Source organism: Paraburkholderia ginsengiterrae, assembly GCF_001645125.1.
In the GTDB taxonomy this organism is placed as follows: domain Bacteria; phylum Pseudomonadota; class Gammaproteobacteria; order Burkholderiales; family Burkholderiaceae; genus Paraburkholderia; species Paraburkholderia ginsengiterrae.
This window is the reverse complement of the sequence record NZ_LXKA01000110.1, coordinates 86,372-111,087: the sequence shown is the minus strand read 5'-3', so window position 1 is coordinate 111,087 and position 24,716 is coordinate 86,372. Positions and strand designations below refer to the sequence as shown.

Sequence of the window (24,716 nt, the reverse complement as noted above, 5' to 3'; positions counted from 1 at the left end):
GCCACCTTGGCGATGGCACTCATTGTTTGCCCACCACATGCTCGGCCGCGCGCTGATGCCGCGCCGCGAGCCGCCGGTAGATCATCGAGAACACCACCGGCACGAAGATCAGCGTTGCCAGCGTACCCACCGCAAGACCGCCGATCACCGCGCGCCCGAGCGGCGCATTCTGCTCGCCCCCTTCGCCCAGACCGATCGCCATCGGCACCATGCCGATCACCATCGCGAGCGCCGTCATCAGCACCGGACGAAAACGCGTAAAGCCTGCTTCGATGGCCGCGCGCGCCGCATCGCCATGTTCCCGCAGCTGTTCGCGCGCGAAGCTGATCACCAGAATCGAGTTGGCGGTGGCAATGCCGATACACATGATCGCGCCGGTGAGCGCCGGAATCGACAGCGTGGTGTGGGTGAGAAACAGCATCCACACGATGCCCGCGAGCGCGCCCGGCAGCGCGGTGATGATGATGAACGGATCGAGCCACGACTGGAAGTTCACTACGATCAGCAGATACACCAGCACGATCGCGAACACGAGCCCGGCGAACAGCCCTGAGAACGAATCGTTCATAGTTTGCACCTGGCCGCGCACCTCGATGGTCGAGGTTTTGGGCAGATCGGCGCGGGTGTCGTCGATGATCGCGCGGATGTCGTCGGACACGCCGCCGAGATCGCGGCCGTCAGCAGTGCCGAAGATGTCGATGGTGGTCTGCGCGTTGTAGTGGGTGAGCACAGCGTTGCCCGCTTCGCGCGTCATGGTGGCGAGCGAGCCGAGAATGTTGCTGCGGCCGTTCGCGTTCAGCGGAATGTTGGCGAGCGATTGCAGCGAGTCGATCGTGTACTGCGGCGCTTCCGTGATGACGTTGTAGCTCACGCCGTTGCGCGGATTGAGCCAGAACGTCGGCGTGGTTTGCTGGCTGCCGGACAGCGTGATCAGCAGATTGCTGGCGATGTCGCGTTGCGTGAAACCGGCTTGCTGCGCGCGCGTGCGGTCCACATCGATAAAGATGCGCGGCAGATCGGCGGGCTGCTGAATGCGTGCATCGACGAGACCGGGCACCGCGCGCAGGCGGTTCAACAGCTTCGCGGCAAAAACGCGGTTGCCGGCCACTTCGCGGCCCACGATCTGAATATCGACCGGCGACGGCATGCCGAAGTTGAGCGTTTGACTGACGATGTCGGCGGGCAGGAAAGCGAACTGCACGCCGGGGAATTCGTCGGTGAGCGTGCGTCGCAGCGTGCGCACGTAGTTCGCGCTCGGATGATGATCGGGGTTGAGCGTGATCAGCACGTCGGAATCCGAGGTGCCGATCGTGCCGGTGTTGCTGTACGAGAGGTTGATGCCCGAGACGGGCAAGCCGATATTGTCGATGATCGAATGCAGCTCTCGCGCCGGTATCAGCTGACGGATCCGCGTATCCACGCGATCGGTCACCACGGCGGTTTCCTCGACCCGCATGCCGGTTTTCGCACGCAGATGCAGGGCGATCGTGCCCGCGTCGACGGCCGGGAAAAAGTCGCGGCCGAGAAACGGCATCAACAGCATCGACGCGCCACAGCAGACCAGAAACAGCGTCACGAACCCACCGGGCCTCGCGACGCGCGCTTCGAGAAATACACGGTAGCGCTCGCGCAAGCGTGCGAACCCGGCCTCGAACGCGTAGTGCACGCGCATGAACGGGTTGTGCGATTGCGCCGGCGCGTGATGCGGGTCCGGCGATTTATGGTGATGACGCAGCAGGTATTTCGCGAGCGTCGGCACCAGCGTGCGCGAGAAGAAATACGAGGCCAGCATCGCGAAGACCACCGCTTCGGCGAGCGGGATGAACAGATAGTGCGCGACGCCCGTCAGCAGAAACATCGGCACGAATACGATGCAGATGGACAGGGTCGACACCAGCGTCGGTATCGCGATCTGATGCGCGCCGTCCAGAATCGCCTGCTCCAGCGTCTTTCCCTGTTCGAGCTGATGGCTGATGTTTTCGATCGCCACGGTGGCGTCGTCCACCAGAATCCCCACCGCGAGCGCGAGCCCGCCCAGCGTCATGATGTTGATGGTTTCGCCGAGCATGGAGAGCGCGATGATCGACGTGATCATCGAGAGCGGAATCGACACGGCGATGATCAGCGTGGCGCGCCAGTTGCCGAGGAACAGCAGAATCATCAGGCCGGTCAGGCAGGCCGCGATCAGCGCCTCGCGCAGCACGCCCTGCACCGACGCGCGCACGAACAGCGACTGGTCGGCAACGGGGTCGATATTCAGCGAGGCGGGCACGAGATTGCGCAGCGTCGGCATCATCTTCTTGATGCGGTCGACAATTTCGAGCGTGGACGTGTTGCCGCTTTTGTTGATGGTCAGAAGCGACGCGCGCTGGCCGTTCACGCGCACGATATTGGTCTGCGGCTGGAAACCGTCGCGCACATGCGCGACGTCGCGGATATAAACGGTGCCGTTGGCAGTGGTCCTGATCGGAATGCTGTTCAGGCCGGCAAGCGAATCCGGGCTGCCGTTCATTTCCACCGAATATTCAGTCGAACCGATTTTCGCTGTGCCCGAGGGCAGGATCAGATTCTGCGCGGTGACCGCATTGACCACGTCCAGCGGCGAGAGATTGCGCTCCTGCAGCTTGCGCGAATCGATGTCCACCATGATTTGCCGCTGCTTGCCGCCGTAGGGCAACGGCGCGGACGCGCCGGGCACGGTGGCGAGCTGCGTCTTCAGGAAATTGTTGCCGAAGTCGTACAGCTCCTGTTCGGTGAGCGAGGGGGACGACAGCGCAAGCCGCAGAATCGGCACGGTCGAGGCGTTGTAGCGCAGGATGAACGGCGGGTTGATGCCCGGCGGCAGCGAACGCAATTGCGCCTGTGAGAGTGCCGTGACTTCGGCCAGCGCTTCATCGATATTCGCGTGCGGCTGAAAAAAAATCTTGACCACGGCAATGCCGTTCAGCGAGGTCGACTCCGTATGCTCGATATCGTTGACCGCCACCGAGAGCCCGCGCTCGTAGTTGAGCACGATGCGTTTTTCTATCTCGTCCGCGGGCAGGCCGTTGTACGACCAGATCACAGACAGCACCGGGATGTCGATATTTGGGAAGATGTCGGTCGGCGTGCGCAGGATCGTCAACGGTCCGACGATCAGCAATAGCAGGGCCAGGACGACGAATGTGTACGGGCGCCGCAGCGCGAGACGAACGATCCACATGGCTAGCGCCGCCGTTCAAAGCCGTGGCAAGCGGCGCCGCGCGCACGTTGGAGGTGGCGGGCGTGACGCCGGCCGCGGCGGCTCAGGCAGGCGGTCGCGGTGGTCGGATTGAGCTTGTCGTCCAGCCGGTGCACGTTTTTGATATCTCACCCCAGCAGGGTTTATGATGGTCTCGTTATGACGCGTTATGCCGTGCATCATCGGCCTGCCGCGCCGTAATGGGAATAGGGCGAAACGACGGGTGAAGCCCCTTTTTTCGCGCTTTCCGTGGCCCCGCAAAACGGGAACAATGACTCGAACCTCGCACGCGTATTACGCGCAGCAGATTGGGTGCGTACGCAACGTTTTGAGCGAAGCGGCGCTTTTATCATCACCTTGACCGGCGTGGACACCATAAAGCCGGCTATGGGAGAAACGGGGAAACATCATGCAAATCGGTTCCATTGTCCGATCGGTGCATATCGCCGTGCCGCAAGGCGCGCGCGGGATCGTCATGCGCATTCTCGGCGACATGGCTATGGTGGCGTGGTATGCCGGCGAACCCGGCGCTTCGCTGCAACTGAACACTGAACCCTTTTTCCTTGAAGACCTGATCGATACGGGCGAGCTGGTGCGTCCGTCGAGCGCGCAGATGCATTGAAAGCAGTTGAGTACATGCCGTGTGCGAGTTGTAAGCCACGGTTCGAATCGCGTTGTGCGCGTTCGCCCTCGTCTTTGACGGCGGCGCGGCGCACAATGCGGGCATGAACGACGACATTCCCGATACCCAGGATCCCCAGGACGGCGCGAACAGCGCCGTGCCTTTCGCCCGGCTCAAGCCGGAAATCGTGCTCGACGCGCTCGACAGCGTGCTCGGCACCGTCGGCGTGCGCACCGATGGGCGCATGCTGCCGCTCAACAGCTACGAGAACCGCGTGTACCAGGTGGGCGTGGAAGATGGCCCGCCCGTGGTCGCGAAGTTCTATCGTCCCGAGCGCTGGAGCGACGCCGCCATTCTCGAGGAGCACGCCTTCGTCGCCGATCTCGCCGCGCGCGAGATTCCGGCGGTGCCCGCGCGTGCCTTCGAGGGCCGCACGCTGCACAGCTTCGACGGTTTTCGCTTCTCGATCTTCGAACGGCGCGGCGGTCGTGCGCCGGACCTCGACCGGCGCGACACGCTCGAATGGCTGGGGCGGTTTATCGGCCGCATTCACGCGGTCGGGCAGACGCAGAACTACACCGAGCGCCCCACGCTCGACATCCAGACCTTCGGCTACGAACCGCGCGACTTCCTGCTGGCTCACCGTTTCGTGCCGGATGACGTGCGCGTGGCGTGGGAAGCGGTGGTGAACCTCGCGCTCGAAGGCGTGGAACGCGCATTCGAGCGGGCGGGCGAAATCCGCATGATGCGAATGCACGGCGATTGCCATCCGAGCAATGTGCTGTGGACCGACGCCGGTCCGCATTTCGTGGACTTCGACGACAGCCGCATGGGTCCGGCGGTGCAGGACTTGTGGCTGCTGCTGCCGGGCGAGCGCGCCGAGGCCTCGCGTGCACTGGCGGATCTGCTCGCCGGCTACGAGGACTTTTGTGACTTCGAGCCTCGCGAACTTTATCTGATCGAAGCCTTGCGCACGCTGCGGCTGATTCACTATCAGGCGTGGCTCGCGCGCCGCTGGGACGATCCGGCGTTTCCGGCCGCGTTCCCGTGGTTTAACACGCAACGCTATTGGGAAGACCGCATCCTCGAGTTGCGCGAACAGCTCGGTGCGATGCAGGAAGGGCCGCTCTGGCCCGTCTGAGCGGCGGTCCTGTGCAATGGATGGATAGGCTTTCGCGGGCGCTCAGGGCGCCTGCGAGGCCACGTTCGACGACTCCACCAGCGTCGATCTGACGATGACTTCGGCGCGCACGTCGCGCCCGATTGCTTCGATCGCCGGACGCATCTGCGCGAAATCTTCCGGTGTGCAAACGTCGCTATCGAAATGCGTGGCGCCTTCGCGCGTCATCGTGACGACGTTGCTGAGCGGATCGAACGTGTACTGCGACTGGAAATCGACGAAGCGATCTTGCGTCTGTTTTGCCTCCGGCATGTCGAGCACATGAAAATTAGCGGGCAACTCAATGCGCGCGCGTTCGTGCAGCGTCAGGTTGTGGCACACGAAAGGCTGCGTGCGCTGGCGCTCGCCGAGCCAATAGCGGGTATCCGCCGCGACGCCGCCGGCCAGACTCGTCAGCGCCGGTATCGAGGCCGCCGCGCCTGGCACCACGAGGCTTTCCAGCGTGCCCTTCATCGTGATCGTCAGCGGACCGTCCGGCGCGGTGAGGTCGCTGGTGGTGAGCGTGGCGGTGCCGCGCAGATTGACACTGCGCAACTCGGCCTGAATCGACTCCTCCCGTTGCGCGGGGGTTTGCGTGCGCAACATCGCGCGGGCCTGTTCGGCGGAGGCGCCGGCCGCTTCCAGCCGATAGGTGAAGCGCGCCGAGCCGTCGGGCTCCACCTTGATCGACAGATCGGTGCTGCGTGTCATGAGCGCGGTAGCGGGCGTGCGCGCGAGCACGCCCTCGCCGACCAGCACGGCAGGACGGTTCATGTCGGACGAAGGCAGAAAACCGAATTCGACATTCGACGCGGTCGAGTCGGCATAGAGCTGCAAATCCGGCAGCCACGTGATGATGTGATTGATCACGCCGTAGCCCGGCACGTTCGGCAGCGTGTAGATCGTGCCGCTGCTGATCAGGGCCGGTTCGTTGCGCACGCCGGCGGCGTCTAGCAGCGCGCCGTAAAGCGCGACGTGGTCCTTGCAGTCGCCGTAGCGGTTCGCGAGGATCGCGCTTGCACTGTGCGGCACCACCGCGCCGCGTCCGACGTTGATCGCCACGTAGCGGACGTTGCGGCGGACCCAGTCGTACAGGGTCTTGGCTTTGTCGCGCGGCGTGCGGTCGTCTGCGGTGAGCTGCTGCGCGAGCCGCACGATGGCCGCATCGCGCGCGCCAGGATCCACCGCGGATTCGCGGTAGGTCGCGGCGAATGCGGTGTAGTCGGGGAAGGTCGAGACCATCAGCCGGTCGCCATAGGACACGTACGCAATCGAGCCGCGCTCCAGCCGGCTGAAATGCGCTTTGTCATAGCGATATTCGTAGCGCGTGCGACCGTCGCGCGTAACGGGTTGCTGCACGGTGAAGCCGCGCGCGTCGGCGTAGAGCGGTTTGCCGGCGGGCAGGTCGTAGATCAGGCGGAAGTTGTGAGTCGGGGCGAGGTCGGGCGGCGTGAAGTCGCTGAACTCGCCCGGCACGATCGGCTGCCTCTGCGTTTTCCGGTAGCTGAGATGCACTCGCGCGCCCGGCTCCACCGCGGGAAAGACGATCACCTTTTCCTGAATGTCCTGGAACATCGGCGCGTCGAACGAACGGGCTTCCTGCACGTCGCGGATCTGCTCGGGTTGCACGTCGTGGCGCGTACCGTCGGCCGTGATCGTATAGGCCTCGAGAATCTGCACGTCCGCCATGTTGCGGTTGAACCAGACGTATTGCTGCGCCACCCGCGCGACGCCGGCTTCGTTGTTCACGCGCAGCGTCATCGAATCGAGCTTGGAGTACGAGCCGTCGGCATTGACGGTGAAGGTTTGGGTCTCGCCTTCGTTGGTATAGGGATCGTCCAGTTTGGCCGGGATGGCCGCGCCCGCGCCGTGGATGCCGGCAAGCCAGCCGAACGAGGCAAGACAGACCAGAGAGAGGAGGCGCATGGCGGGCAGGTATCCGAACGGTAACGTTGACGGGATCGCCAGTTAGGGTCGGTTCGCGCCGCGCGGATGTCAAGCGGATGCCGCGCGTAATCGCGTGTAATGATTGATCAAATGCGGGATGCCCGAATGCCGATTGAGCAAACGCCTCAGATATGTAATGATAGCCATTCTCATTTGAAGGGCATCGCCAGCTTTTCGTCACACGTGTCCTCCTCTGTGACCGCCAGCCAGCCTCTCCGCCGGACGCCACGGACCGCAAGCCGGGCCGTCCGGCTCTTCCGTTCGATAACTTCATTGACCGCTGCTGGTTAAGCGCGCGCTTCGCCGCCGTGCGCCGGCGGCGGATTAACCGCTGCGCCTGGAGCCTGGATGTGAACGCGCCCGACACGATCGACCTGAAACCTGCCGCCGGCGCTACGCCAGGTATGGCACCCACGCCGGAGCGCGGCTATCAATCGATGGACGACGCCGAACAGGCGGCGCGGCGCCAGCGTTCGCGGCGCGCGAATTTCATCAAGTGGCTGCGCAAGGTGCATGGCTGGGTCGGCCTGTGGGGCGCGGTGTTAGGTTTGATGTTCGGTGTGACCGGCTTTCTGCTGAACCACCGCGCCGGCCCGTTGAAGGTGTCCACGGGCGAGCCGCAGGTCGAGGAAATGCAGATTGCGTTGCCGCAAAAGCCGCTGAGTTCGCCGAAGGACTTGGCGCAGTGGCTCAAGCACGAGTTGAAGATCGACGGGAAGCCGGGCCGGGCAAAGCGCGAGCCCGCGCATCCGGTGGCATGGGGCGATCGCAGTACGATGCAGCCGGAGTTCTGGCAGGTCGCCATCATGGGACCGTCGCAGAGCGTGCAGGCCGAGTACTGGGTGGGCAATAGCTTCGTCGCGGTGAAACGCACGCAGAACTCGTTTCTCGCGACCATGAACAACCTGCACAAGGGCGTGGGCTTGAGCGTCGGCTGGGTGCTGCTGATCGATACGATTGCCGGCAGCTTGATCCTGCTCTCGCTAACCGGTGTCCTGCTGTGGACCGAGCTGAATAAACGCCGCATGGTGGGCGTGGTGCTGGTGGGCGGGTCGGTGATCGCCGCCGTGGTGTGCGGGCTGATGTAAGCGGGATTTGCGCCGTTTCAAAGACAGGAGGCCCGTTTTAACCCGCCAGGTCGTCTGTGTCATAAAAGGTCGAATTTCTCCCACGCCACCTTCGCAGTCTTGTCGTAGCGCTAAGATGCCTTTCCCGGCTTTGAATGGTGCCTACATGCATGAGTTACAGCTACTCCAGCTACAACAGCCTGACGGTGCCACTCGACATGGGCACGTGGGAATGCATGCTCATGCTGTGCCGTGACTACGAGGAGCAGGCACGGCATCGCCAATGGTCGCGGCGCGACCGGCAGCGCGAAGAGGATGAACGAGCCTTTGGACATTACTTCCGGCCTGACTACGATTTGCGCACCATCACCGGCGGACATGCTCTGCAGGAAATTCAGCGTTTTCTGAGCGATCACCTGAACGTCGCGCACTGGAACCTGCCGTCCGACAATGCCGGGATCGAGCGCGCACTCAAGCAGGCCGTTTCGGATGGCAAACTGGTGCCGGTCGTCAATCGCGATTATCGCCTGATGCCGAGAACATTCTCTCCGACGCCCGCGCCGCTGCGCTGGCCGTCTTCGAGCGGTGGGGGTGTCGCCCGCTCGGCCAGTTCAACAATGCAGTGGGACAGCATGAACGCGGTGAGCGTCGCGGCCGAGACGATTGCCAGAGCGGTGCAGGGCGGAGACGACACGGACGCTGCCCCCGCGGGCGACGGAGCGGTGGCCGACACCGACGCTTTCGTCTGCGACGACGCCTCGACGTCGCTGGCTGATGCGCAGCCGTTTGTGTATGTAGACGACTTGCCGAACGCCGACGCGGAGCAGATTGCCGGCATGCCATTCAATGGAACACCTGGCTCGTGGGCATCGAGCATGCCCGGATCGATGCGGCAATTGCGCCAATACGGCCTCAATGGAACGCCGTTGACGGACATCGACTTCGAGGCTCATCACGGTAACCCGAACCCTCATGCGCACAATTGGGAGGGGACTTACCGCGATGAGGGTGCGCCGGTATCACTACTTCCTTGGTAAACGAGATGGATGCGACAGCACTGGACGAATGGGGTCATTTTCACGACTGGTATTTCGATACTGTTGCGGTCGGCCCCAATGAGGAGCCCCGCGCGCTTAAGCTTGGGCTCTACCTTGGCCATAGGCGGGCGACCGTGACCTTCGAGGGCGTGACGTGCTTTCATCTTGGCCGGTTCGGCCTGTTGAATATTGTGTACAGCCTCAGGCTCCTGACGCCGACCGACAAAGATTTTGCGCGAGTGACGGCTGAGCTGAACCAGGGGGAGCGCCTTTCGGCTCGGCGTGGGGCGAATGTCGCCTGTCTGTATTCCACCTTGGGGGCGGAACTCGCCGTGGAATTCGACTCGCTGAAGATCGGGACGAACGGCTAATACACTTCACTGTGCATTGCATGGCCACTGGGTGGCGGCGCTCCGAAACGCGCTGCCGTGCCCGTGCAGGCCAAACCTCAGGTTAAACGCCGCAAACCGCCCCGCCCGAAGCGGCAATCTCCCGCGCGGCCTTCGCGCCTTCCACCTGCAGCAACGTCGGCAAGGAAACCCCGTTCTTCGCGGCCGTCACCTCGGCAAGAATGGACACGGCGATCTCTGGCGGCGTCCGGCTGCCGATATAAATCCCCACGGGCCCATGCAGCCGGGCAAGTTCGATATCGTCCAGATCGAACTCCTTCAGACGCTCGCGCCGCGCCTGGTTATTCCTTCGTGAACCCAGAGCGCCGACATAAAACGCCGGCGTCTTCAGCGCCTCCATCAGCGCGAGATCGTCGAGCTTCGGATCGTGGGTCAGCGCGATCACCGCGCAGCGCTCGTCGAGTTTCATTTCCATCACGGTATCGTCCGGCATGGTCCGCACGATCTTCGTGCCGGGAATATTCCACTCTTCGGTGTACTCCTCGCGCGGATCGCACACGGTAACCTGATAGTCGAGCCCCACGGCAATCTGGCACAGATAGCGCGACAATTGCCCCGCGCCGATGACGAGCATGCGGTAGCGCGGCCCGTGTATCGTCAGCAGACGCTCGCCGTCGAAATGCACGCCGTCGGTTGCCTGCGCGTCATCGAGGCGCACCATGCCGCTTGTCATATCGACTTCGCGGGCCACGAGGCGCCCGTCTTCCACCGCGCGGCACAACTCGGCGATGCCGCTTTGCGGCGTCAACGGCTCGAGCACCAGCTGGATCGTTCCGCCGCACGGCAGGCCGAAGCGATGCGCCTCCTCCGCCGTGATGCCGTATTTGACGGACTCCGGGTGCGTCTGCTCGATCCCTCTTTGCCGAACGCGGTCGATCAGATCGTCTTCGATGCAGCCGCCCGATACCGAACCCACCACCAGCCCGTCGTCGCGCACGGCAAGCATTGCGCCCTCGGGACGCGGCGACGAGCCCCATGTCTTGACCACCGTAACCAGTAGCGCGCGATGTCCTTCCTCCAGCCAACGTGCGCTGGACTTCAGAACTTCGAGATCCACGCTGTCCATGATTTCTTCCTTTTCTGTCCGTCGCCGCCGGACTCGCCGTCCGCAGCCTCATTCGATCCCGTATTGTCGCCGGTTCCGTCATCGGCTGCAGGCAGCTCCTCATCCGCGGCCGCCGCGCTATCGGCGTCGCCGCCGAACTGGGCCCCGAAGCGCTTGAAAAACTCGCCTGCGATCTTGCGCGCGGCACCATCAATTAGCCGCGAGCCGATCTGCGCGAGCTTGCCGCCCACCTGCGCGCTCGCCGTGTAGCTCAGCTTCGTGGCGGCGTCGCCGTCGGCGTCGAGCGAAACATGGGCGCTGCCCTTGGCGAAGCCCGCCGCGCCGCCCTGGCCCTCGAACACGATGTTGTAGGAGTTCGGCGCGTCGATGTCGGTCAGCTGCATGCGCCCCTTGAAGCGCGCTTTGACCGGGCCGACCGCGGCGCTCAGCGCCACCAGATAGGCATTCTCGCCGTCCGGGTCAATGCTTTCGCAGCCCGGAATGCAGGCCCGCAGAATCTCCGTGTCGTTCAGCGCGTCCCATGCACGCTGCTGCGGAACCGGCAGCGTATGGGTTTCGGTCAATTCCATGATGTCGCTCCTGCAGGTGCCGTGACGCCGGCGCCGCGACGCGGCGCGCGCGTGAGTTGCGCGAGGTCGTGGCCGAACGCCGTCAGGCTGTCTAGATTATGAACCGGACGATGCGCATCGACATGCGGCAGGATCGCCTGCACGCCGCGCGCTTTCGGAGAAAAACCGCTGAAACGCAGCAGCGGATTGAGCCATACGATGCGGTGGGCAAAGCGGTGCAGCCGGGCCATCTCGGTGTCGAGGACGTGGATCGCCTCGTGGTCGAGGCCGTCGGTGACGAGCAGCACCGTTGCCCGTCCGGTCAGCACGCGCCGTGCCCACCGGCGGTTGAATTCAGCGAGCGCCGCACCGATCCGCGTGCCGCCCGACCAGTCCACCACCTGCTCGGCAAGTGTCGCCACCGCCACGTCCGGATCACGCTCGCGCAGCGCACGCGTCGCGTTGGTGAGGCGCGTGCCGAACAGAAACACCTGCAGACGCTCGCGCGATTGCAGGAGCGCGTGGCAGAAATACAGCACCGCGCGCGAATAGCTGCTCATCGAACCGGAGATGTCGAGCAGCAGCACGAGCGGTGGTTTGCGTTCGACCACCGCGCGATATTTCCACACCATCCAGTCGCCGCCCGCGCGCACGTCGTGGCGGGCGCTCGCGCGCAAGTCCGCATGCGTGCCGTGCGAAGCGGCTTTCAGACGGCGCGTCGGCTCGGTGGCGAGCGGCAGTCGCTGGCCGCGAATCAGGTGACGCAAGGTGCGCCATTCATCTGCGGAAAGCGTGTCGAAATCGCGATGCCGCAGCCGCTCCTCTGCGCTGAAGGTGAGCTGCGCGTGCAACTCGTGCTGTTCGGTCTCCTGCTGCGTCTTGTTGTGCGGCGAGTGGGGCGCGCGCACGGCCAGCGCGTCGGCGAGACGGTTATTGCGTTTGGGCGGCGGCAGGCCGTCGCGGACCTTCGGCAGCAGCAGCGCGCGCAGCTTGCCTTCCCAATCGGGATCGCGCCAGAACAGGTCGAACGCGGCATTGAAGAGCTCGCGCTCGTCGGGCGCCGACACCAGCGATGCGGCGAGCGCCGCACGCACGTCGTCGCGGCGGGCGAGGTCGATCCAGTGCAGCGCCGCGAGCGCATCGACGGCTTGCGCAGGCGACATCGGCAACCCCGCGCCGCGCAGCACACGGACGAAATGGACCACGTTCCGGGCAAGCGTAGGCGTATCGTCGATTGGGTTCGTCATGCTGACTATCCTGGCGCGGCGAGACACTGCGCGATCTGCGTGGCGTCGACGCGCGCCAGATCGTCCTGGTACTTGAGGAGCACGCCGAGCGTGTTCTGCACCGATTGCGGATCGAGTTCGGTCACCGACAGGGCTTCCAGCGCGCGGCACCAGTCGATCGTTTCGGCAATGCCCGGCGCCTTGAACAGGTCCATGCCGCGCAGCCGGTGCACGAAGTCGACCGCCCGCCGCTGCAATTCCGCCGACGTTTGCGGTGCGCGCGCCGCGACGATTTCCAGTTCGCGCTCGCGCTCGGGATAGCCGATCCATTGATACAGGCAACGGCGTTTCAATGCATCGTGTACTTCACGCGTGCGGTTCGAGGTCATCACGACCAGCGGCGGCTGCGCCGCGCGAACCGTGCCGTATTCGGGAATCGATACCTGGAAGTCCGAAAGCAGTTCGAGCAGAAAGGCTTCGAACGGTTCGTCGGCGCGGTCGATCTCGTCGATCAGCAACACCCGCCGTGCGCCCGGGTGATGTTCGTCCGGCATCAGCGCCTGCAGCAATGGACGCTTCAGCAGGAATTCGCCGCGATACAAGGTGTCGTTATCGGGGCGTTCACCGGCGGCTTCGGCGAGACGCAATGCCATGATCTGCCGCGGATAGTCCCACTCGTAAAGCGCGCTCGCCGTGTCAAGGCCTTCATAACATTGCAGGCGCAGCATCGACGTGCCGAGCATCCCGGCTGCGGCCTTGGCGAGCTCGGTCTTGCCGACGCCCGGCTCACCTTCGACGAACAGCGGACGCTCCATGCGCAGCGCGAGATAGAGCGCGGTCGCAAGCTCGCGGCTCGCGAAATAGCTTTGGGCCGCGAGTTGTGCGAGGGTGTCGTCGATTGAAGCGGGCTGCATGGTGTTCATGGATCTTCGCTGTGAGGCGGTACCAATGAAGCGGTGCTCATGAAGCGCGAAGCGGCATTCGCAAACGTGCGCGAATGCGGCTGACGTGCCTGCATTTGAGCAGGACACTTCAGCCGCGACCAGCAAGGATCGCTAAGCGCTTGCCTTCGTCACCGCGCGCGCGGCCAGCACCGGAATCAGATGCGCGCGATACTCGGCGCTCGCATGCATGTCGGCGTTCAGGTCGGCCGCCGGCACGGTCACGGTGCGAGCAGCCGCGGGCGTGAAATTCGCCGATAGCGCGTTCTCCAGTCCCGGCACGCGAAACACCGACGACGCCGCCCCCGTCACCGCAACGCGCACGCCGCCTGCGAACTTCGCGACGAACACGCCGACCAGCGCAAAGTGCGAAGCGGGATTGAGAAACTTCTCGTACGCCGCGCGCTCGGGCACCGGAAACTCGACGGCGACGATCAACTCGTCGGGCGCCAAGGCCGTCTCGTACATGCCGACGAAGAAATCGTCCGACGCAATGCGCCGCCTGTCCGTGACGATGGTGGCATCCAACGCCAGGGCCGCCGACGGATAGCAGGCAGCGGGATCGTTATTGGCAAGCGAGCCGCCGATCGTGCCGAGCGCACGCACCTGGCGATCGCCGATGTTGCCGGCCAGCTCCGCCAGCCCAGGCAACACGCGCCGCAGTTCCGCGTGCTCCGCGACGTCGGCATGACATACGGCGGCGCCGATCGTCACGGTTTTCGCATCGACAGTGATCGTTTTGAGCGCGGGAATACGCGTCACGTCGACCAGTTGCGACGGCTGCGCGAGACGCAGCCGCATGGTGGGCAGGAGGCTTTGACCACCGGCCAGAAACTTGGCGTCGCTGTCGGCGGTGAGGAGGGCGGCGGCCGCTTTCGGATCCGTCGCGCGTTGATACTCGAATGAATACATGTCGAATGCTCCGCTCAGGATCTCAGGGTTGTTTGGTGGCGCGAATCGCGGACCACACGCGATGCGGCGTGGCCGGCATTTGCAGGTCGGTCACACCGAGCGGCGTGAGCGCGTCGAGAATCGCGTTGATCACCGCTGGTGGAGAGCCGATCGCGCCCGCTTCGCCGCAGCCTTTGACGCCGAGCGGATTGTGCGTGCATGGCGTGCCCTTCACGGTTTCGACGGTGAAGTTCGGCAGGTCGGACGCATGCGGCATGGCGTAGTCCATGTACGAGCCGGAGAGCAACTGGCCGCTCTCGTTGTCGTACACGCAGCGTTCCAGCATGGCCTGGCCGATGCCCTGAGCGAGCCCGCCGTGCACCTGGCCTTCGACGATCATCGGATTGATCACGTTTCCGAAATCGTCGACCGCGGTGAACTGCTGGATGCGGCTCACGCCCGTCTCGGGATCGACTTCGACTTCGCAGATATAGGCGCCGGACGGGTAGGTGAAGTTGGACGGATCGTAAAACGCGCTTTCTTCGAGACCGGGTTCGAGCACGTCGAGCGGATAGTTGTGTGGCACGTAGGCGGCCAGCGAAATCTCGGCGAACGCCTTGGTGCGGTCGGTGCCCGCGACGCGGAACACGCCGTCCTTGAACTCGATGTCCTCCGCTGCCGCTTCGAGCAGATGCGCGGCGATTTTCTTCGCCTTGGCTTCGACCTTGTCGAGCGCCTTCATGATTGCCGATCCGCCCACTGCGATCGAGCGCGAGCCATATGTGCCCATGCCGAACGGAATGCGGCCGGTGTCGCCGTGCACGATCTCGACGCTTTCCAGCGGGATGCCGAGCCGGTCGGCAACCACCTGCGCGAAGGTCGTCTCATGCCCCTGTCCGTGACTATGAGAGCCCGTGAACACGGTGACCGAGCCGGTGGGATGCACGCGAATCTGGCCGACTTCGAAGAGGCCGGCACGCGCGCCCAGCGCGCCCGCTATATTCGACGGAGCGAGACCGCACGCTTCGATGTAGCACGAATAGCCGAGGCCGCGTAGCTTGCCATTCCTTTCGGATTCCTGTCTGCGTGCGGGGAAGCCTTTGACGTCGGCGAGTTCGAGCGAGCGGGCGAGGATGGTGTCGTAGTCGCCGGTGTCGTAGGTGAGGCCGACCGGCGTCGCGTACGGGAACGAGCGGATGAAGTTGCGGCGGCGTATCTCTGCCGGATCGAGCTTCATTTCTTTCGCGGCGGTTTCGACCAGACGCTCCACGACATAGGTCGCTTCGGGACGGCCTGCGCCGCGATAGGCATCGACAGGGACGGTATTGGTGAAGACGGCCTTCACCTCCGCGTAAATCGCCGGCGTGGCGTACTGCCCCGCGAGCAGCGTGGCGTACAGAATGGTCGGCACGCTCGAGGCGAACGTGGACAGATACGCGCCCATGTTGGCGATCGTATGGATGCGCATGGCGAGGAACTTGCCGTCCGCGTCCATCGCCAGTTCAGCCTTGGTCACGTGGTCGCGCCCGTGCGCGTCGGAGACGAACGCTTCCGATCGCTCCGCAGTCCATTTGACCGGCCGGCGGATTTTCTTCGCAGCCCAGGTGAGCGCGACATCTTCGGCGTACAGGAAGATCTTCGAGCCGAAGCCGCCGCCCACATCCGGCGCGATCACGCGCAGTTTCGATTCCGGCAGCGACAGCACGAACGCGGCCATCAGCAGGCGCTCCACGTGCGGATTCTGATTCGCGACGTAGAGCGTGTAGCTGTCGTCCTGCGTGGAGTAGCTCGCGTTGACCGCGCGCGGCTCGATGGCGTTCGGGATCAGGCGATTGTTGACGATGTCGAGCGTGGTGACGTGTGCGGCTTTGGCGAAGGCGGCGTCGGTGGCGGCTTTATCGCCGTGGCCCCAGTTGTAGCAGACGTTGTCCGGCACTTCGTCGTGGACGGCGGCCTGGCCCGCGTCGGCGGCATGCGCGGTGTCGACCACGGCAGGCAGCACGTCGTAGTCGACGTCGATCAATTCCGCGGCATCTTTCGCGGCCTTGATCGAATCGGCGATGACGAGCGCGACCTGATCGCCGACGTGGCGCGCTTTCGTATGCGCAATGATCGGATGCGGCGGCTCGTTCATCGGCTTGCCGTCGATGCTGTGAATCAGCCAGCCGCATGGCAGGCCGCCGACGTTTTCAGCGGCCATATCCGCGCCCGTGAAGATCGCGACCACGCCGGGCGACTGTTTAGCCGCGGTGGTGTCGATGCTGTTGATCTTCGCGTGCGCGTGCGGCGAGCGCAGGAACACGGCGTAGGTTTGCAGGGGCAGGATGATGTCGTCGGTGTACTGACCGTTGCCGGTCAGGAACCGATAGTCTTCCTTACGTTCGACGGAGGCGCCGATCAGCCCATGTGTTTCCGGTGCGTTCATGGTCAGCTCCTCAGGCGGTGGCGGGTGCGTTGGCGTTCGCGGCGGCATTGGCCGAGCCGGCGGACTTCATGCCTTCGGCGCCCTCGAGGACGGCTTTGACGATGTTGTGGTAGCCGGTGCAGCGGCACAGGTTGCCGTCGAGCTGGGCGCGCACGTCGTCGCCGGTGAGGCTGGGCTGACGCTGGACCAGTGCGACCGCGCTCATGACCATGCCGGGCGTACAGAAGCCGCACTGCAGGCCGTGGCAGTGTTTGAAGGCCGCTTGCATGGGGTGGAGCGCGCCGTTCTGGGCGAGGCCTTCGATCGTGGTGATTTCCGCGCCTTCCGCTTGCACGGCGAGGATGTTGCAGGATTTGATCGCGCGTCCGTTCAGGTGGACGGTGCAGGCGCCGCACTGGGCAGTGTCGCAGCCGACGTGGGTGCCGGTGAGACGGAGTTGCTCGCGGAGGAACTGGACAAGCAGGGTGCCAGGGTCGATTGAGGCGCTGATGGGCGCGCCGTTCACCGTCAGACTGATGCTGATCGCCATGAAGTTGTCTCCTGTGTCGACCGGAGTTGGCGCTTTAGCGCTTACTCCGGTCCCATACAATGTTATGGGGTGAGACCGGACCTTTGGGTTTGCTTGTCTGTCGTGGTGCCTGTTGATGCGTGTTCGTAGGGTCCGATGGGGGATTGCCGGTTTTTGCTTCCTTCGTTCTTTCCTTCTTTCTTGTTTCTTATGGGGCTGCCGAAAAGTAAAGCACAAATTGGGGCGGGGCGCTATGAGGGGTTTTTTTGCGCGGGGCGCCTGGTTGGGTGTGATCTTTGGGTGTTGGCCTTTCCTTGTATTCGCGGTGGTCTATTGGCGTTGCCCCTGTGCGGGCACACCTACTTTCTTTGCATGCCGCAAAGAAAGTAGGCAAAGAAAGCGGCCTCCCACCGCTAATTCTTAAGCGGGTCCCCTGGCTTGGAGGGGGTAGTGGTGCATCTGGAATCCGTGCCTTCGCACATTCGGCACCGGTGACAAGGCAGTCATTCTTCCCGCTTCGCGCTACGCGCTCGCCGGAAGGGTCCGCTTCAAAGCCAATGGCTTCGGTTCCGCTTGGTGGGGGCCGTCGGCTTCGCCTCGGCGAGGCGACGAAACAGTTACTGGTTTGCGCAGCGGTACCGGCAAATGACAAGGCCGGCGGTGTGTCAGCGCGTAGCCGCGCAAGGAAGGTGGAGGGAAGTTTCAGCGGTGCCGCTTTGCACAAGAAACGCCTACGCGTTGATCAAGATCGCCAGAAAAAGAAGGGCCAGCAGTCCGATAAAGTACCGCGGGCGCGGGGGGCGGCGAGCGGTTTGATGAAGTACTGCGGGCGCGGAGAGCGGCGAGCGGTTTGATGAAGTATTGCGGGCGGGAGAAGTGGCGAACGGCTTAATGAAGTACCGCTGCGGCGCGCGAAGCGCCGCCGGAAGTATGACTGCCTTGTCACGAACGCGGAGTGTGCGAGGGCACGGATTCCAGATGCACCGCTACCCTCTCCGAGCCAGGGGCCCCGCTTAAGAATTTGCGGTGTGAAGCGGCTTTCTTTGCCTACTTTCTTTGCCGCGGCAAAGAAAGTAGGTGCCGCCCCGCACAGGGGCAACACCAATAGACCACCGTGAATTCAAGGAAAGGCCAACGCCATAAGATCACAGCCAGTAGTGAACCACCTTAACCTTGAGGAGAGGCCAACACCGCAAAGATCACACCCAAAGCGCCGCACAGGCAAAAAAACCGCAATCACTTACTCAACTTGGAATGCCGCCGCGAATATCCGAAATAGATAACCATGCCGATAAGCAACCAAACAACAAACGCGACCCACGTCACAGCCTGAAGATTGACCATCAAAAACAGACAGGAAGCGACAGCCAGAACAGGCAGAACCGGCACCCCAGGACACCGAAACGCCCGCGGCAACTCCGGATGCGTTTTCCGCAAAACCAGAACCGCAATCGACACCATCGAAAACGCGGCCAACGTACCGATATTGATCAGCTCAGCGAGCACATTCAACGGCACCAGCGCCCCAATCAACCCAAAGAAAATCCCGACGAGCCAGGTGGTAAAAAACGGCGTAGCAAACCGCGGATGCACCTTCGAAAGCCGCGCAGGCAACAACCCGTCGCGCGACATGGCGAAAATCACCCGCGTCTGGCCATAAGCCATCACCAGAATCACCGTCAACATGCCCAGCACGGCGCCCAGGTCGATAAAGCCCGCCACCCACGGCTGACCCGCCACCTGCAACGCGTACGACACCGGGTGCGAAATATTCGCGAACTGCGCCGACGGCACGATGCCGGTCACCACCGCAGCCACCGCCACGTACAACACCGCGCACACGCCCAGCGACGCGATGATCCCGATCGGCAGATCGCGCTTCGGATTCTTCACCTCTTCCGCCGCGGACGACACCGAATCGAAGCCGATAAACGCGAAGAACATCACCGCCGCCGCGCCGAACACGCCATTCCAGCCATTCGGCATGAACGGATGCCAATTGGCCGGCGTCACGTGAAAAACACCCACGCCGATTACCAGCAGCACCACGACCACCTTGATCGCCACCATGATGTTGTTGATCCGCGCCGATTCGCGCACGCCGACCGACAACAGCGCGGTGATCGCCATCATCACGAGGAAGGCGGGCAGGTTGAAGAGCGTCTCATGGCCCGGCAAGGCGCCCGGCGCGGCCGTCAACGCAACCGGCAATGACACGCCAAAGCCCGACAGCAGCGATTGCAGATAACCCGACCAGCCCACCGACACCGCCGAGGTGGCCAGCCCATACTCGAGCATCAGGTCCCAACCGATAATCCACGCGGCCAATTCGCCCAGCGTCGCGTACGAGTATGTGTAGATCGACCCCGCCACCGGAATCGTCGACGCGAATTCGGCGTACGCGAGGGCGGCGAAGCCGCATGCGACGGCCGCGATCAGGAACGAAATCATCAGCGCCGGGCCGGCTTGCACGGCGCCCGTGCCGGTCAGCACGAAAATACCCGTGCCGATAATGGCACCGACGCCGAGGAAAGTCAGGTCGAGCGCGCCGAGCGCTTTCTTCAGGCCGGCGTTCTGAGCGCTTGCCGCGATCATGTGCTCGACGCTCTTCTTGCGAAACAGGGACATTGGCGGGGGTCTCCAGTAGTGCACGCGTGTTGCGCGCCGAATGTCGGGGGAAACCCTCGATTTTAACGGATGCCCGTATTTGCACCTTTTTGGGACGTCGTATTTTCGGCACACGCGCGGGGCCGGACATGCCAGCCAAACCGCGTGCGGGCGGCGTAGTGGCCGACCGGGCGCACCCTGGCCGTGAGAGCGTGTCAGCCCGCCATCGCCGGATTCAGATCGATGAGCCGGTTGCTCATCACATAAAACGTCAGTTCGGCGTTATTGCGCAGTTTCATTTTCTCGAGCAGCCGGGTGCGGTACACGCTAACCGTTTTCACCGACAGCGAAAGCGCGGCGGCGATATCCGTCAGCCGCTTGCCCGAGGCGAGCATGCATAGCGTCTGGTATTCGCGATCGGAGAGTTTTTCGTGCGGCAATTGCTCGCCGTCGAAGGAGACGTAGTCGGCCAGCGCTTCGGCCATTGCCGGGCTCACGTATTTGCGCCCCGCCGCGACCTGCTGGATCGCGCCGATCATCTGGGCGGCATCGACGGTTTTCGACAGGTAGCCGGAGGCACCCGCCTTCAATGCGCGTACTGCGTATTGATCCTCGCGGTACATCGAGAACATCAGCACGGCCACGCGCGGCGCCTTGCGCTTCAGGCGTTTGAGGACCTCCACGCCGTTCATGTCGGGCAGCGAAATGTCGAGCAGCACCACGTCGTAGATGCGGTGCACGACGGCGTCCAGCGCTTCGATGCCGCTTTGCGCCTCGGCGACTTCGCGCGCCACGCCGCGGTCGAGCAGCAATTGTCGGACGCCCTGACGAACCACCGCGTGGTCGTCGGCGAGCAGAATGCGCAGGCTCATGATTGCGCCGCCTGCCGTCCGGCACGGGGCGCGAGCGCCAGCAGCGCGTCCCACGCAAAGCGCGCGCGCACGGCGGTGCCGCGCGATTCCTTGCCGCTGTCGCCACGTGTCGAGCCGGCGCGCCGCGCGCTCACGCGCAGCTTGCCGTCGTAGGCGGCGCAGCGCGCCTGCATGCCGCTCAGGCCGAAATGGCCCCGGCGGGCGCGAGCGTTGCGCGGCACGCCGATCCCGTCATCGACGACGAGCAGCGTGAGGTGGCGACGGCTGGTTTCGATCCGCACGTCGGCGGAATCGGCTTTCGCGTGCTTCGCAATATTGTTCAGTGCTTCCTGGGCGACGCGGAACACGGCCAGCGCGGCCTCAGTGGGCAGGCGCGTGAGGCGGACGTCGGCGGCGCAGACGAAACTCGTGCGCAATTGGGTGCGCGCGGCGAAGTCGCCGGTCCACTGGGCCAGCGCCCCGACAATGCCCGCCTCGAGCGACGGCGCGTGCAGTTCCGCGACGGCCTGACGGCTCGCCTCGCACACGGCATCCAGCGACCGGTTCGCCACGGCGAGCGCGGCGGCGCACTGCGGCGGCGCGTCGGCAGGCAGCCAGGTTTCGACGCCGGCAAGCGCGAAACGCGTCGCCGTCAACTCGGCGCCCACGCCGTCGTGCAGTTCACGCGCCACATGGCGGCAGGCGGCTTCCTGGGCCTGCACGAGCTCGGCCGACAATTCGCGCACCCGGGCGCGCAGCCGCGCAAGTTCGCGCTCAGCCGGCGAGGACGGCGCGGCGGGCCCGGACGCTACGGACGTGTCGAATCCGTTGCATGCCGGCGACGCGGGTGATGCAGGCGTGTAAGCGGTGAACGGGACGACAGTCGACGTATCCATGACTTGCCTTCTCAGGAAGCAGCGTGGACAGCGGAGCGGCTGCGCATCGGCGGCGCGAAGACGAAAGAACGCATGTGGGTCTCTGGCCTCCAGGTGCAGGCCGTTGCGCTTAGGACGCAACGGGCGGATCGCGACGTTGTAACGTAACGAAATTTACATTCTGTAACAATACGAAGATGCCGTGACGGAGGCGTCAAATCGACCATTCGCGCGTCGCGATGATATCTCATAAAAATAAAAAATGCAGTGCCACCAAGGGTTAGCGCCTATCTCTCACGCAATGCTTGATGGTCGGCAAACAAACATTTGTAGGAATAATACCGACGCCAAATGTCAGGCTAAAGACGCCAACTTGTAACGGCGAGAATAAAAAAAGGAGCCCGGAGGCTCCTTTTTCGCTGAAATCGCGGCGCGCGCCGCGACGTTCGGGTTGTGGCTTAGCCGACGAAGGCTTTTTCCACCACGTAGTGACCCGGTGCGTTGTTGCTTCCTTCCTGGAAACCCAGGTCGTCGAGCAGCTTGCGCGTGTCGCGCAGCATGTGCGGGCTGCCGCACAGCATGATCCGGTCGTTTTCGAGCGAGAAGCCCGGCACGCCGAGGTCGGCGAACAGCTTTTCGGTCTCGATGAGTTCGGTGATGCGGCCACGGTTCTGGAACGCTTCGCGCGTGACCGTGGGGTAGTACAGCAGCTTTTCCTGCACCAGCTCGCCCAGATGCTCGTGCGCGGGCAGGTGATCCGTGATGTATTCCTTGTACGCCAGCTCGTCGACGAAACGGCAGGTGTGCGTGAGCACGACGCGCTCGTAGCGGTCGTAAATGTCCGGATCTTTAATGATCGACATGAACGGCGCGAGCCCCGTGCCGGTGGACAGCAGCCACAGCGTCTTGCCCGGCAGCAGGTTGTCGGCCATCAGCGTGCCGACCGGCTTCTTGCCGATCAGGACTTCGTCGCCGACCTTAAGGTGTTGCAGACGCGACGTGAGCGGGCCGTCCTGCACTTTGATGCTCAGGAATTCGAGGTGCTCTTCGTAGTTCGCACTCGCGAGGCTGTAGGCGCGGATCAGCGGCTTGCCGTCGACTTCGAGGCCCACCATCGTGAACTGGCCGTTTTCGAAACGGAACGACGGATCGCGCGTGCAGGTGAAGCTGAAAAGCGTATCGGTCCAGTGGTGGACGCTCAGGACGGTTTGTGAATTCAGGTTGCTCATGGCTTCTTGGAGAGTGCGAAAACAAAGGCGGCCAGTCGTGTTGAGCCGGCCGGCACGGCAAGGGCGATGCTGCGCTAACCCAGGGTCGGGAATCACGCGCAATCCGCTATTTTACCGCGCCCGCTGCCCGAGGGCTTTGACGCGGCGGTCGAGCACGGTAAAGCGGGTTGCCGGACCTGGAAGCGTCGGCGCCGGCTGTCGATACGATCGGGCGCCGCGAAGTACGTTGGCGTGGGTGCTGCCGTGCTTCAGCAGGGGTACGGCGACAGGCGAAAGCCGCGCAGGGCGGCCGCCATGGGCTGTCCGGCATGCGCCGGGTAGGCGCGCCGCGCGGGCAGCAATTTCAGGATCATACCGAAACCCGCTATGCGCTGCAGCATTGACCCTGCTAATAAAACTGGCAAATGGGCTGGCAAGCGGATTGAACGGCAGGATTTTCAGCCGTGTGGCGATCAATCTCGTGTTTGTGCCTGGTCGACCCGCAAACGGGCCATATACGGCAAGTGATCCGAGAGCCACGCGGTTTCCTGCGTCGGCTGGATCCATTCGATCGGCTGCATGCCGCGCACGAACATCTTGTCGAGTGCGAGTGCCGGTGAGAAGGCGGGGAAGGTGCGGCCTGTTTCGCCAAGCAGCGTAGCCACTTCCTGCAGGCCATGCTCGCCGAATAGCGGCACCGAATCGTTGCGCCAGTCGTTGAAATCGCCTGCCAGCACAAGCGGGCCGTCCGGCGCTTCCTTCGCGATCCAGTGCGCGATCCAGTTCATCTGCCGCAGGCGTGCCGACCGTGTGAGCGCGAGATGCGCGCACAGCAGCGTGACCGAGTGGCCGCCGAAAGTCGCCCGCGCCACCAGCAAACCGCGCCGTTCGAAGCGATGCGCGGAAATGTCCCAGCGTCCGCCGAGATCGAGCGGATGCGGCGACAGGATCGCATTGCCATGCCGCCAGGACGGCTTGAACACGTTTGGTCCAAGCGCGATTTCGAGTTCCAGCGCGCGTGCGATTTCGGTGGCCTGGCAGTGCCAGACGTCGTTCAGGGGATCGCCAAGCGGCGCGCCGAAACTGCTCGCCAGCGTCGGCGAAGGCAGGCGCCGCGCCATGGCTTCCTGCAGGAAATAGGCGTCCGCGTGATTCGATTGCACCCAGCGCTGCATCGCCTGCCAGGCCTGAAAGCCGAGCGGCGTGCGGCCTTTGTGCAGGTTCCAGCTCACCGCAATGAAATCCTTGGGTGCCAGGCTCTCGCGGATCAATTCTTCGGGGTTTCGCATGCCGCGTTGTCCACGTGTTCTGTTTGGGGGCGCCGATGACTCGCGCGCTGCCTGCGTGTGCGTTGCATCCGTTCGATCAGTTTGCCGGGGTTGCGCTGTCTGCGAGATTTGCGCGCACGCGGTAGACCAGGTTCGGATTCTTGTCGACGATCGTCCAGCTGGTCCATTGACCCGCGGGCACCTTCAGACCCGGATGGCTCGCGTTCACCTGGCGCGGTTGCGGCGGCAGCTTGCAGCCGGTGTCGGTTAGCCGCGCGGCATCTTCCTCGAACGTTTCCTGCGCGTCGATCGACAGTGTGACCGCATTCGCATCCGCCTGCAGCGGCGAGACCGTCAGCGTGCGCGCCAGATCGATGCTCCCGCCCGGCTGATCCTTGCAGCCGACGTTATGCTGCACGACTTTGTGATGCGTATCCGTGCGCGCCTGGCCGACGGTCGTGGTGCCGTCGAACGCGTCGATCTGCTGGCCGTCGCGCATGACCTGCAACTGCCATTGCACGACCTGCTGCGCCGGCCGCTGTTGCGCGTTCGCAAGCAACGAAGTGCCGAACAGCAGGGCCACGATACTGGTTTTCCACATACAAAAAATCTCCGGTCAGTGCATCCGGCAGCGTGCGCAGACGGCCATCTTACGCCTGCTACGCGCAACGATTTTCTGACACTTCAATCGGGGCCGGGTTCAGCAATACTCTATTTCAGATACGGGCGGGAACGATTAAAAACAACCCGCTGTTAGCAGCAGAGCGGCACGACTGCTGGCTTGCACGCGAATATGACCTCGTTACACTGGACTTGAAACGGCGCCCAACAGGCGCCGCA

General features: G+C 63.7%; 21 protein-coding genes. 5 read left to right on the top strand and 16 right to left on the bottom strand.

The features are described 5' to 3' along the window. Positions 1-19 precede the first annotated feature (19 nt). Positions 20-3,202, bottom strand: coding sequence for an efflux RND transporter permease subunit (locus tag A6V37_RS08615; RefSeq protein ID WP_064266847.1), 3,183 nt, complete (start codon positions 3,200-3,202; stop codon positions 20-22). A 427-nt stretch (positions 3,203-3,629) separates the two neighbouring features. On the opposite strand from A6V37_RS08615, the gene A6V37_RS08610 reads away from it, so the two are divergent. Further along, positions 3,630-3,842: a hypothetical protein gene (locus tag A6V37_RS08610; protein WP_007179664.1), complete on the top strand. Its 213-nt coding sequence runs from the start codon at positions 3,630-3,632 to the stop codon at positions 3,840-3,842. 103 nt (positions 3,843-3,945) lie between these two features. Then, on the top strand, positions 3,946-4,983 hold the full coding sequence (locus A6V37_RS08605) for a serine/threonine protein kinase (RefSeq protein WP_064267180.1): 1,038 nt from the start codon (positions 3,946-3,948) through the stop codon (positions 4,981-4,983). Between the two features lie 42 nt (positions 4,984-5,025). Here the strand turns inward: A6V37_RS08605 and A6V37_RS08600 are convergent, their stop codons facing one another. Beyond that, positions 5,026-6,927, bottom strand: a complete 1,902-nt coding sequence (locus A6V37_RS08600) for a DUF3857 domain-containing transglutaminase family protein (RefSeq protein WP_064266846.1) — start codon at positions 6,925-6,927, stop codon at positions 5,026-5,028. A 371-nt stretch (positions 6,928-7,298) separates the two neighbouring features. On the opposite strand from A6V37_RS08600, the gene A6V37_RS08595 reads away from it, so the two are divergent. The 3 genes from A6V37_RS08595 (at position 7,299) to A6V37_RS42120 (ending at position 9,423) form a co-directional block, all read left to right on the top strand. Then, entirely contained in the window at positions 7,299-8,036 is a 738-nt protein-coding gene (locus A6V37_RS08595; RefSeq protein ID WP_064266845.1) for a PepSY-associated TM helix domain-containing protein, read from the top strand. Positions 8,037-8,185: 149 nt separating this feature from the next. Then, positions 8,186-9,052, top strand: coding sequence for a hypothetical protein (locus A6V37_RS08590; protein ID WP_064266844.1), 867 nt, complete (start codon positions 8,186-8,188; stop codon positions 9,050-9,052). 5 nt (positions 9,053-9,057) lie between these two features. Next, on the top strand, positions 9,058-9,423 hold the full coding sequence (locus A6V37_RS42120; RefSeq protein ID WP_242665762.1) for a hypothetical protein: 366 nt from the start codon (positions 9,058-9,060) through the stop codon (positions 9,421-9,423). 82 nt (positions 9,424-9,505) lie between these two features. Here the strand turns inward: A6V37_RS42120 and A6V37_RS08580 are convergent, their stop codons facing one another. The 14 genes from A6V37_RS08580 to A6V37_RS08515 form a co-directional block, all read right to left on the bottom strand. After that, complete coding sequence (locus tag A6V37_RS08580; RefSeq protein ID WP_064266843.1) at positions 9,506-10,528, bottom strand: XdhC family protein; 1,023 nt, start codon at positions 10,526-10,528, stop codon at positions 9,506-9,508. After that, entirely contained in the window at positions 10,501-11,097 is a 597-nt protein-coding gene (locus tag A6V37_RS08575; RefSeq protein ID WP_064266842.1) for an SRPBCC family protein, read from the bottom strand. Before A6V37_RS08575 ends, A6V37_RS08580 begins: the two co-directional genes overlap by 28 nt. After that, positions 11,088-12,323, bottom strand: coding sequence for a vWA domain-containing protein (locus A6V37_RS08570; protein WP_064285916.1), 1,236 nt, complete (start codon positions 12,321-12,323; stop codon positions 11,088-11,090). The genes A6V37_RS08575 and A6V37_RS08570 overlap by 10 nt, the downstream gene beginning before the upstream one ends. Before the next feature lie 5 nt (positions 12,324-12,328). Further along, positions 12,329-13,216, bottom strand: a complete 888-nt coding sequence (locus tag A6V37_RS08565; protein WP_064266840.1) for an AAA family ATPase — start codon at positions 13,214-13,216, stop codon at positions 12,329-12,331. A gap of 141 nt (positions 13,217-13,357) precedes the next feature. Next, the gene (locus tag A6V37_RS08560) at positions 13,358-14,155 is read right to left on the bottom strand and encodes an FAD binding domain-containing protein (protein ID WP_064266839.1); all 798 of its coding nucleotides are present in this window, start codon (positions 14,153-14,155) and stop codon (positions 13,358-13,360) included. 22 nt (positions 14,156-14,177) lie between these two features. Beyond that, positions 14,178-16,559: a xanthine dehydrogenase family protein molybdopterin-binding subunit gene (locus tag A6V37_RS08555; RefSeq protein WP_064266838.1), complete on the bottom strand. Its 2,382-nt coding sequence runs from the start codon at positions 16,557-16,559 to the stop codon at positions 14,178-14,180. Between the two features lie 10 nt (positions 16,560-16,569). Continuing rightward, entirely contained in the window at positions 16,570-17,088 is a 519-nt protein-coding gene (locus A6V37_RS08550) for a (2Fe-2S)-binding protein (protein WP_064266837.1), read from the bottom strand. 1,215 nt (positions 17,089-18,303) lie between these two features. After that, positions 18,304-19,695 carry a branched-chain amino acid transporter BcaP gene (gene bcaP / locus A6V37_RS08545; RefSeq protein ID WP_064266836.1) on the bottom strand — a complete coding sequence of 464 codons (1,392 nt, stop codon included), beginning with the start codon at positions 19,693-19,695 and terminating at the stop codon, positions 18,304-18,306. 194 nt (positions 19,696-19,889) lie between these two features. After that, positions 19,890-20,546 carry a response regulator transcription factor RqpR gene (gene rqpR / locus A6V37_RS08540; RefSeq protein ID WP_064285915.1) on the bottom strand — a complete coding sequence of 219 codons (657 nt, stop codon included), beginning with the start codon at positions 20,544-20,546 and terminating at the stop codon, positions 19,890-19,892. Beyond that, positions 20,543-21,421 carry a sensor histidine kinase gene (locus A6V37_RS08535; protein ID WP_064266834.1) on the bottom strand — a complete coding sequence of 293 codons (879 nt, stop codon included), beginning with the start codon at positions 21,419-21,421 and terminating at the stop codon, positions 20,543-20,545. The genes rqpR and A6V37_RS08535 overlap by 4 nt, the downstream gene beginning before the upstream one ends. A 437-nt stretch (positions 21,422-21,858) precedes the next feature. Beyond that, positions 21,859-22,629, bottom strand: coding sequence for a ferredoxin--NADP reductase (locus A6V37_RS08530; protein WP_064266833.1), 771 nt, complete (start codon positions 22,627-22,629; stop codon positions 21,859-21,861). Between the two features lie 248 nt (positions 22,630-22,877). Continuing rightward, entirely contained in the window at positions 22,878-23,009 is a 132-nt protein-coding gene (locus A6V37_RS42775; protein WP_278185269.1) for a hypothetical protein, read from the bottom strand. A gap of 72 nt (positions 23,010-23,081) precedes the next feature. Further along, complete coding sequence (locus A6V37_RS08520; RefSeq protein ID WP_064266832.1) at positions 23,082-23,897, bottom strand: endonuclease/exonuclease/phosphatase family protein; 816 nt, start codon at positions 23,895-23,897, stop codon at positions 23,082-23,084. Between the two features lie 76 nt (positions 23,898-23,973). After that, a complete protein-coding gene (locus A6V37_RS08515; protein WP_064266831.1) occupies positions 23,974-24,477 on the bottom strand; it encodes a hypothetical protein in 504 nt (167 codons plus the stop codon). Positions 24,478-24,716: the final 239 nt, after the last annotated feature.

Coding starts and splice junctions, on each gene's coding strand:
- A6V37_RS08555 (WP_064266838.1), bottom strand. CDS start 16,559: ATGAACGCACCGGAAACACATGGGCTGATCGGCGCCTCCGTCGAACGT.
- A6V37_RS08600 (WP_064266846.1), bottom strand. CDS start 6,927: ATGCGCCTCCTCTCTCTGGTCTGTCTTGCCTCGTTCGGCTGGCTTGCC.
- A6V37_RS42775 (WP_278185269.1), bottom strand. CDS start 23,009: ATGCTGCAGCGCATAGCGGGTTTCGGTATGATCCTGAAATTGCTGCCC.
- rqpR (WP_064285915.1), bottom strand. CDS start 20,546: ATGAGCCTGCGCATTCTGCTCGCCGACGACCACGCGGTGGTTCGTCAG.
- A6V37_RS08605 (WP_064267180.1), top strand. CDS start 3,946: ATGAACGACGACATTCCCGATACCCAGGATCCCCAGGACGGCGCGAAC.
- A6V37_RS08530 (WP_064266833.1), bottom strand. CDS start 22,629: ATGAGCAACCTGAATTCACAAACCGTCCTGAGCGTCCACCACTGGACC.
- A6V37_RS08535 (WP_064266834.1), bottom strand. CDS start 21,421: ATGGATACGTCGACTGTCGTCCCGTTCACCGCTTACACGCCTGCATCA.
- A6V37_RS08560 (WP_064266839.1), bottom strand. CDS start 14,155: ATGTATTCATTCGAGTATCAACGCGCGACGGATCCGAAAGCGGCCGCC.
- A6V37_RS08590 (WP_064266844.1), top strand. CDS start 8,186: ATGAGTTACAGCTACTCCAGCTACAACAGCCTGACGGTGCCACTCGAC.
- A6V37_RS08565 (WP_064266840.1), bottom strand. CDS start 13,216: ATGCAGCCCGCTTCAATCGACGACACCCTCGCACAACTCGCGGCCCAA.
- A6V37_RS08580 (WP_064266843.1), bottom strand. CDS start 10,528: ATGGACAGCGTGGATCTCGAAGTTCTGAAGTCCAGCGCACGTTGGCTG.
- A6V37_RS08615 (WP_064266847.1), bottom strand. CDS start 3,202: ATGTGGATCGTTCGTCTCGCGCTGCGGCGCCCGTACACATTCGTCGTC.
- A6V37_RS08515 (WP_064266831.1), bottom strand. CDS start 24,477: ATGTGGAAAACCAGTATCGTGGCCCTGCTGTTCGGCACTTCGTTGCTT.
- A6V37_RS08570 (WP_064285916.1), bottom strand. CDS start 12,323: ATGACGAACCCAATCGACGATACGCCTACGCTTGCCCGGAACGTGGTC.
- A6V37_RS42120 (WP_242665762.1), top strand. CDS start 9,058: ATGGATGCGACAGCACTGGACGAATGGGGTCATTTTCACGACTGGTAT.
- A6V37_RS08520 (WP_064266832.1), bottom strand. CDS start 23,897: ATGCGAAACCCCGAAGAATTGATCCGCGAGAGCCTGGCACCCAAGGAT.
- A6V37_RS08550 (WP_064266837.1), bottom strand. CDS start 17,088: ATGGCGATCAGCATCAGTCTGACGGTGAACGGCGCGCCCATCAGCGCC.
- A6V37_RS08575 (WP_064266842.1), bottom strand. CDS start 11,097: ATGGAATTGACCGAAACCCATACGCTGCCGGTTCCGCAGCAGCGTGCA.
- bcaP (WP_064266836.1), bottom strand. CDS start 19,695: ATGTCCCTGTTTCGCAAGAAGAGCGTCGAGCACATGATCGCGGCAAGC.
- A6V37_RS08610 (WP_007179664.1), top strand. CDS start 3,630: ATGCAAATCGGTTCCATTGTCCGATCGGTGCATATCGCCGTGCCGCAA.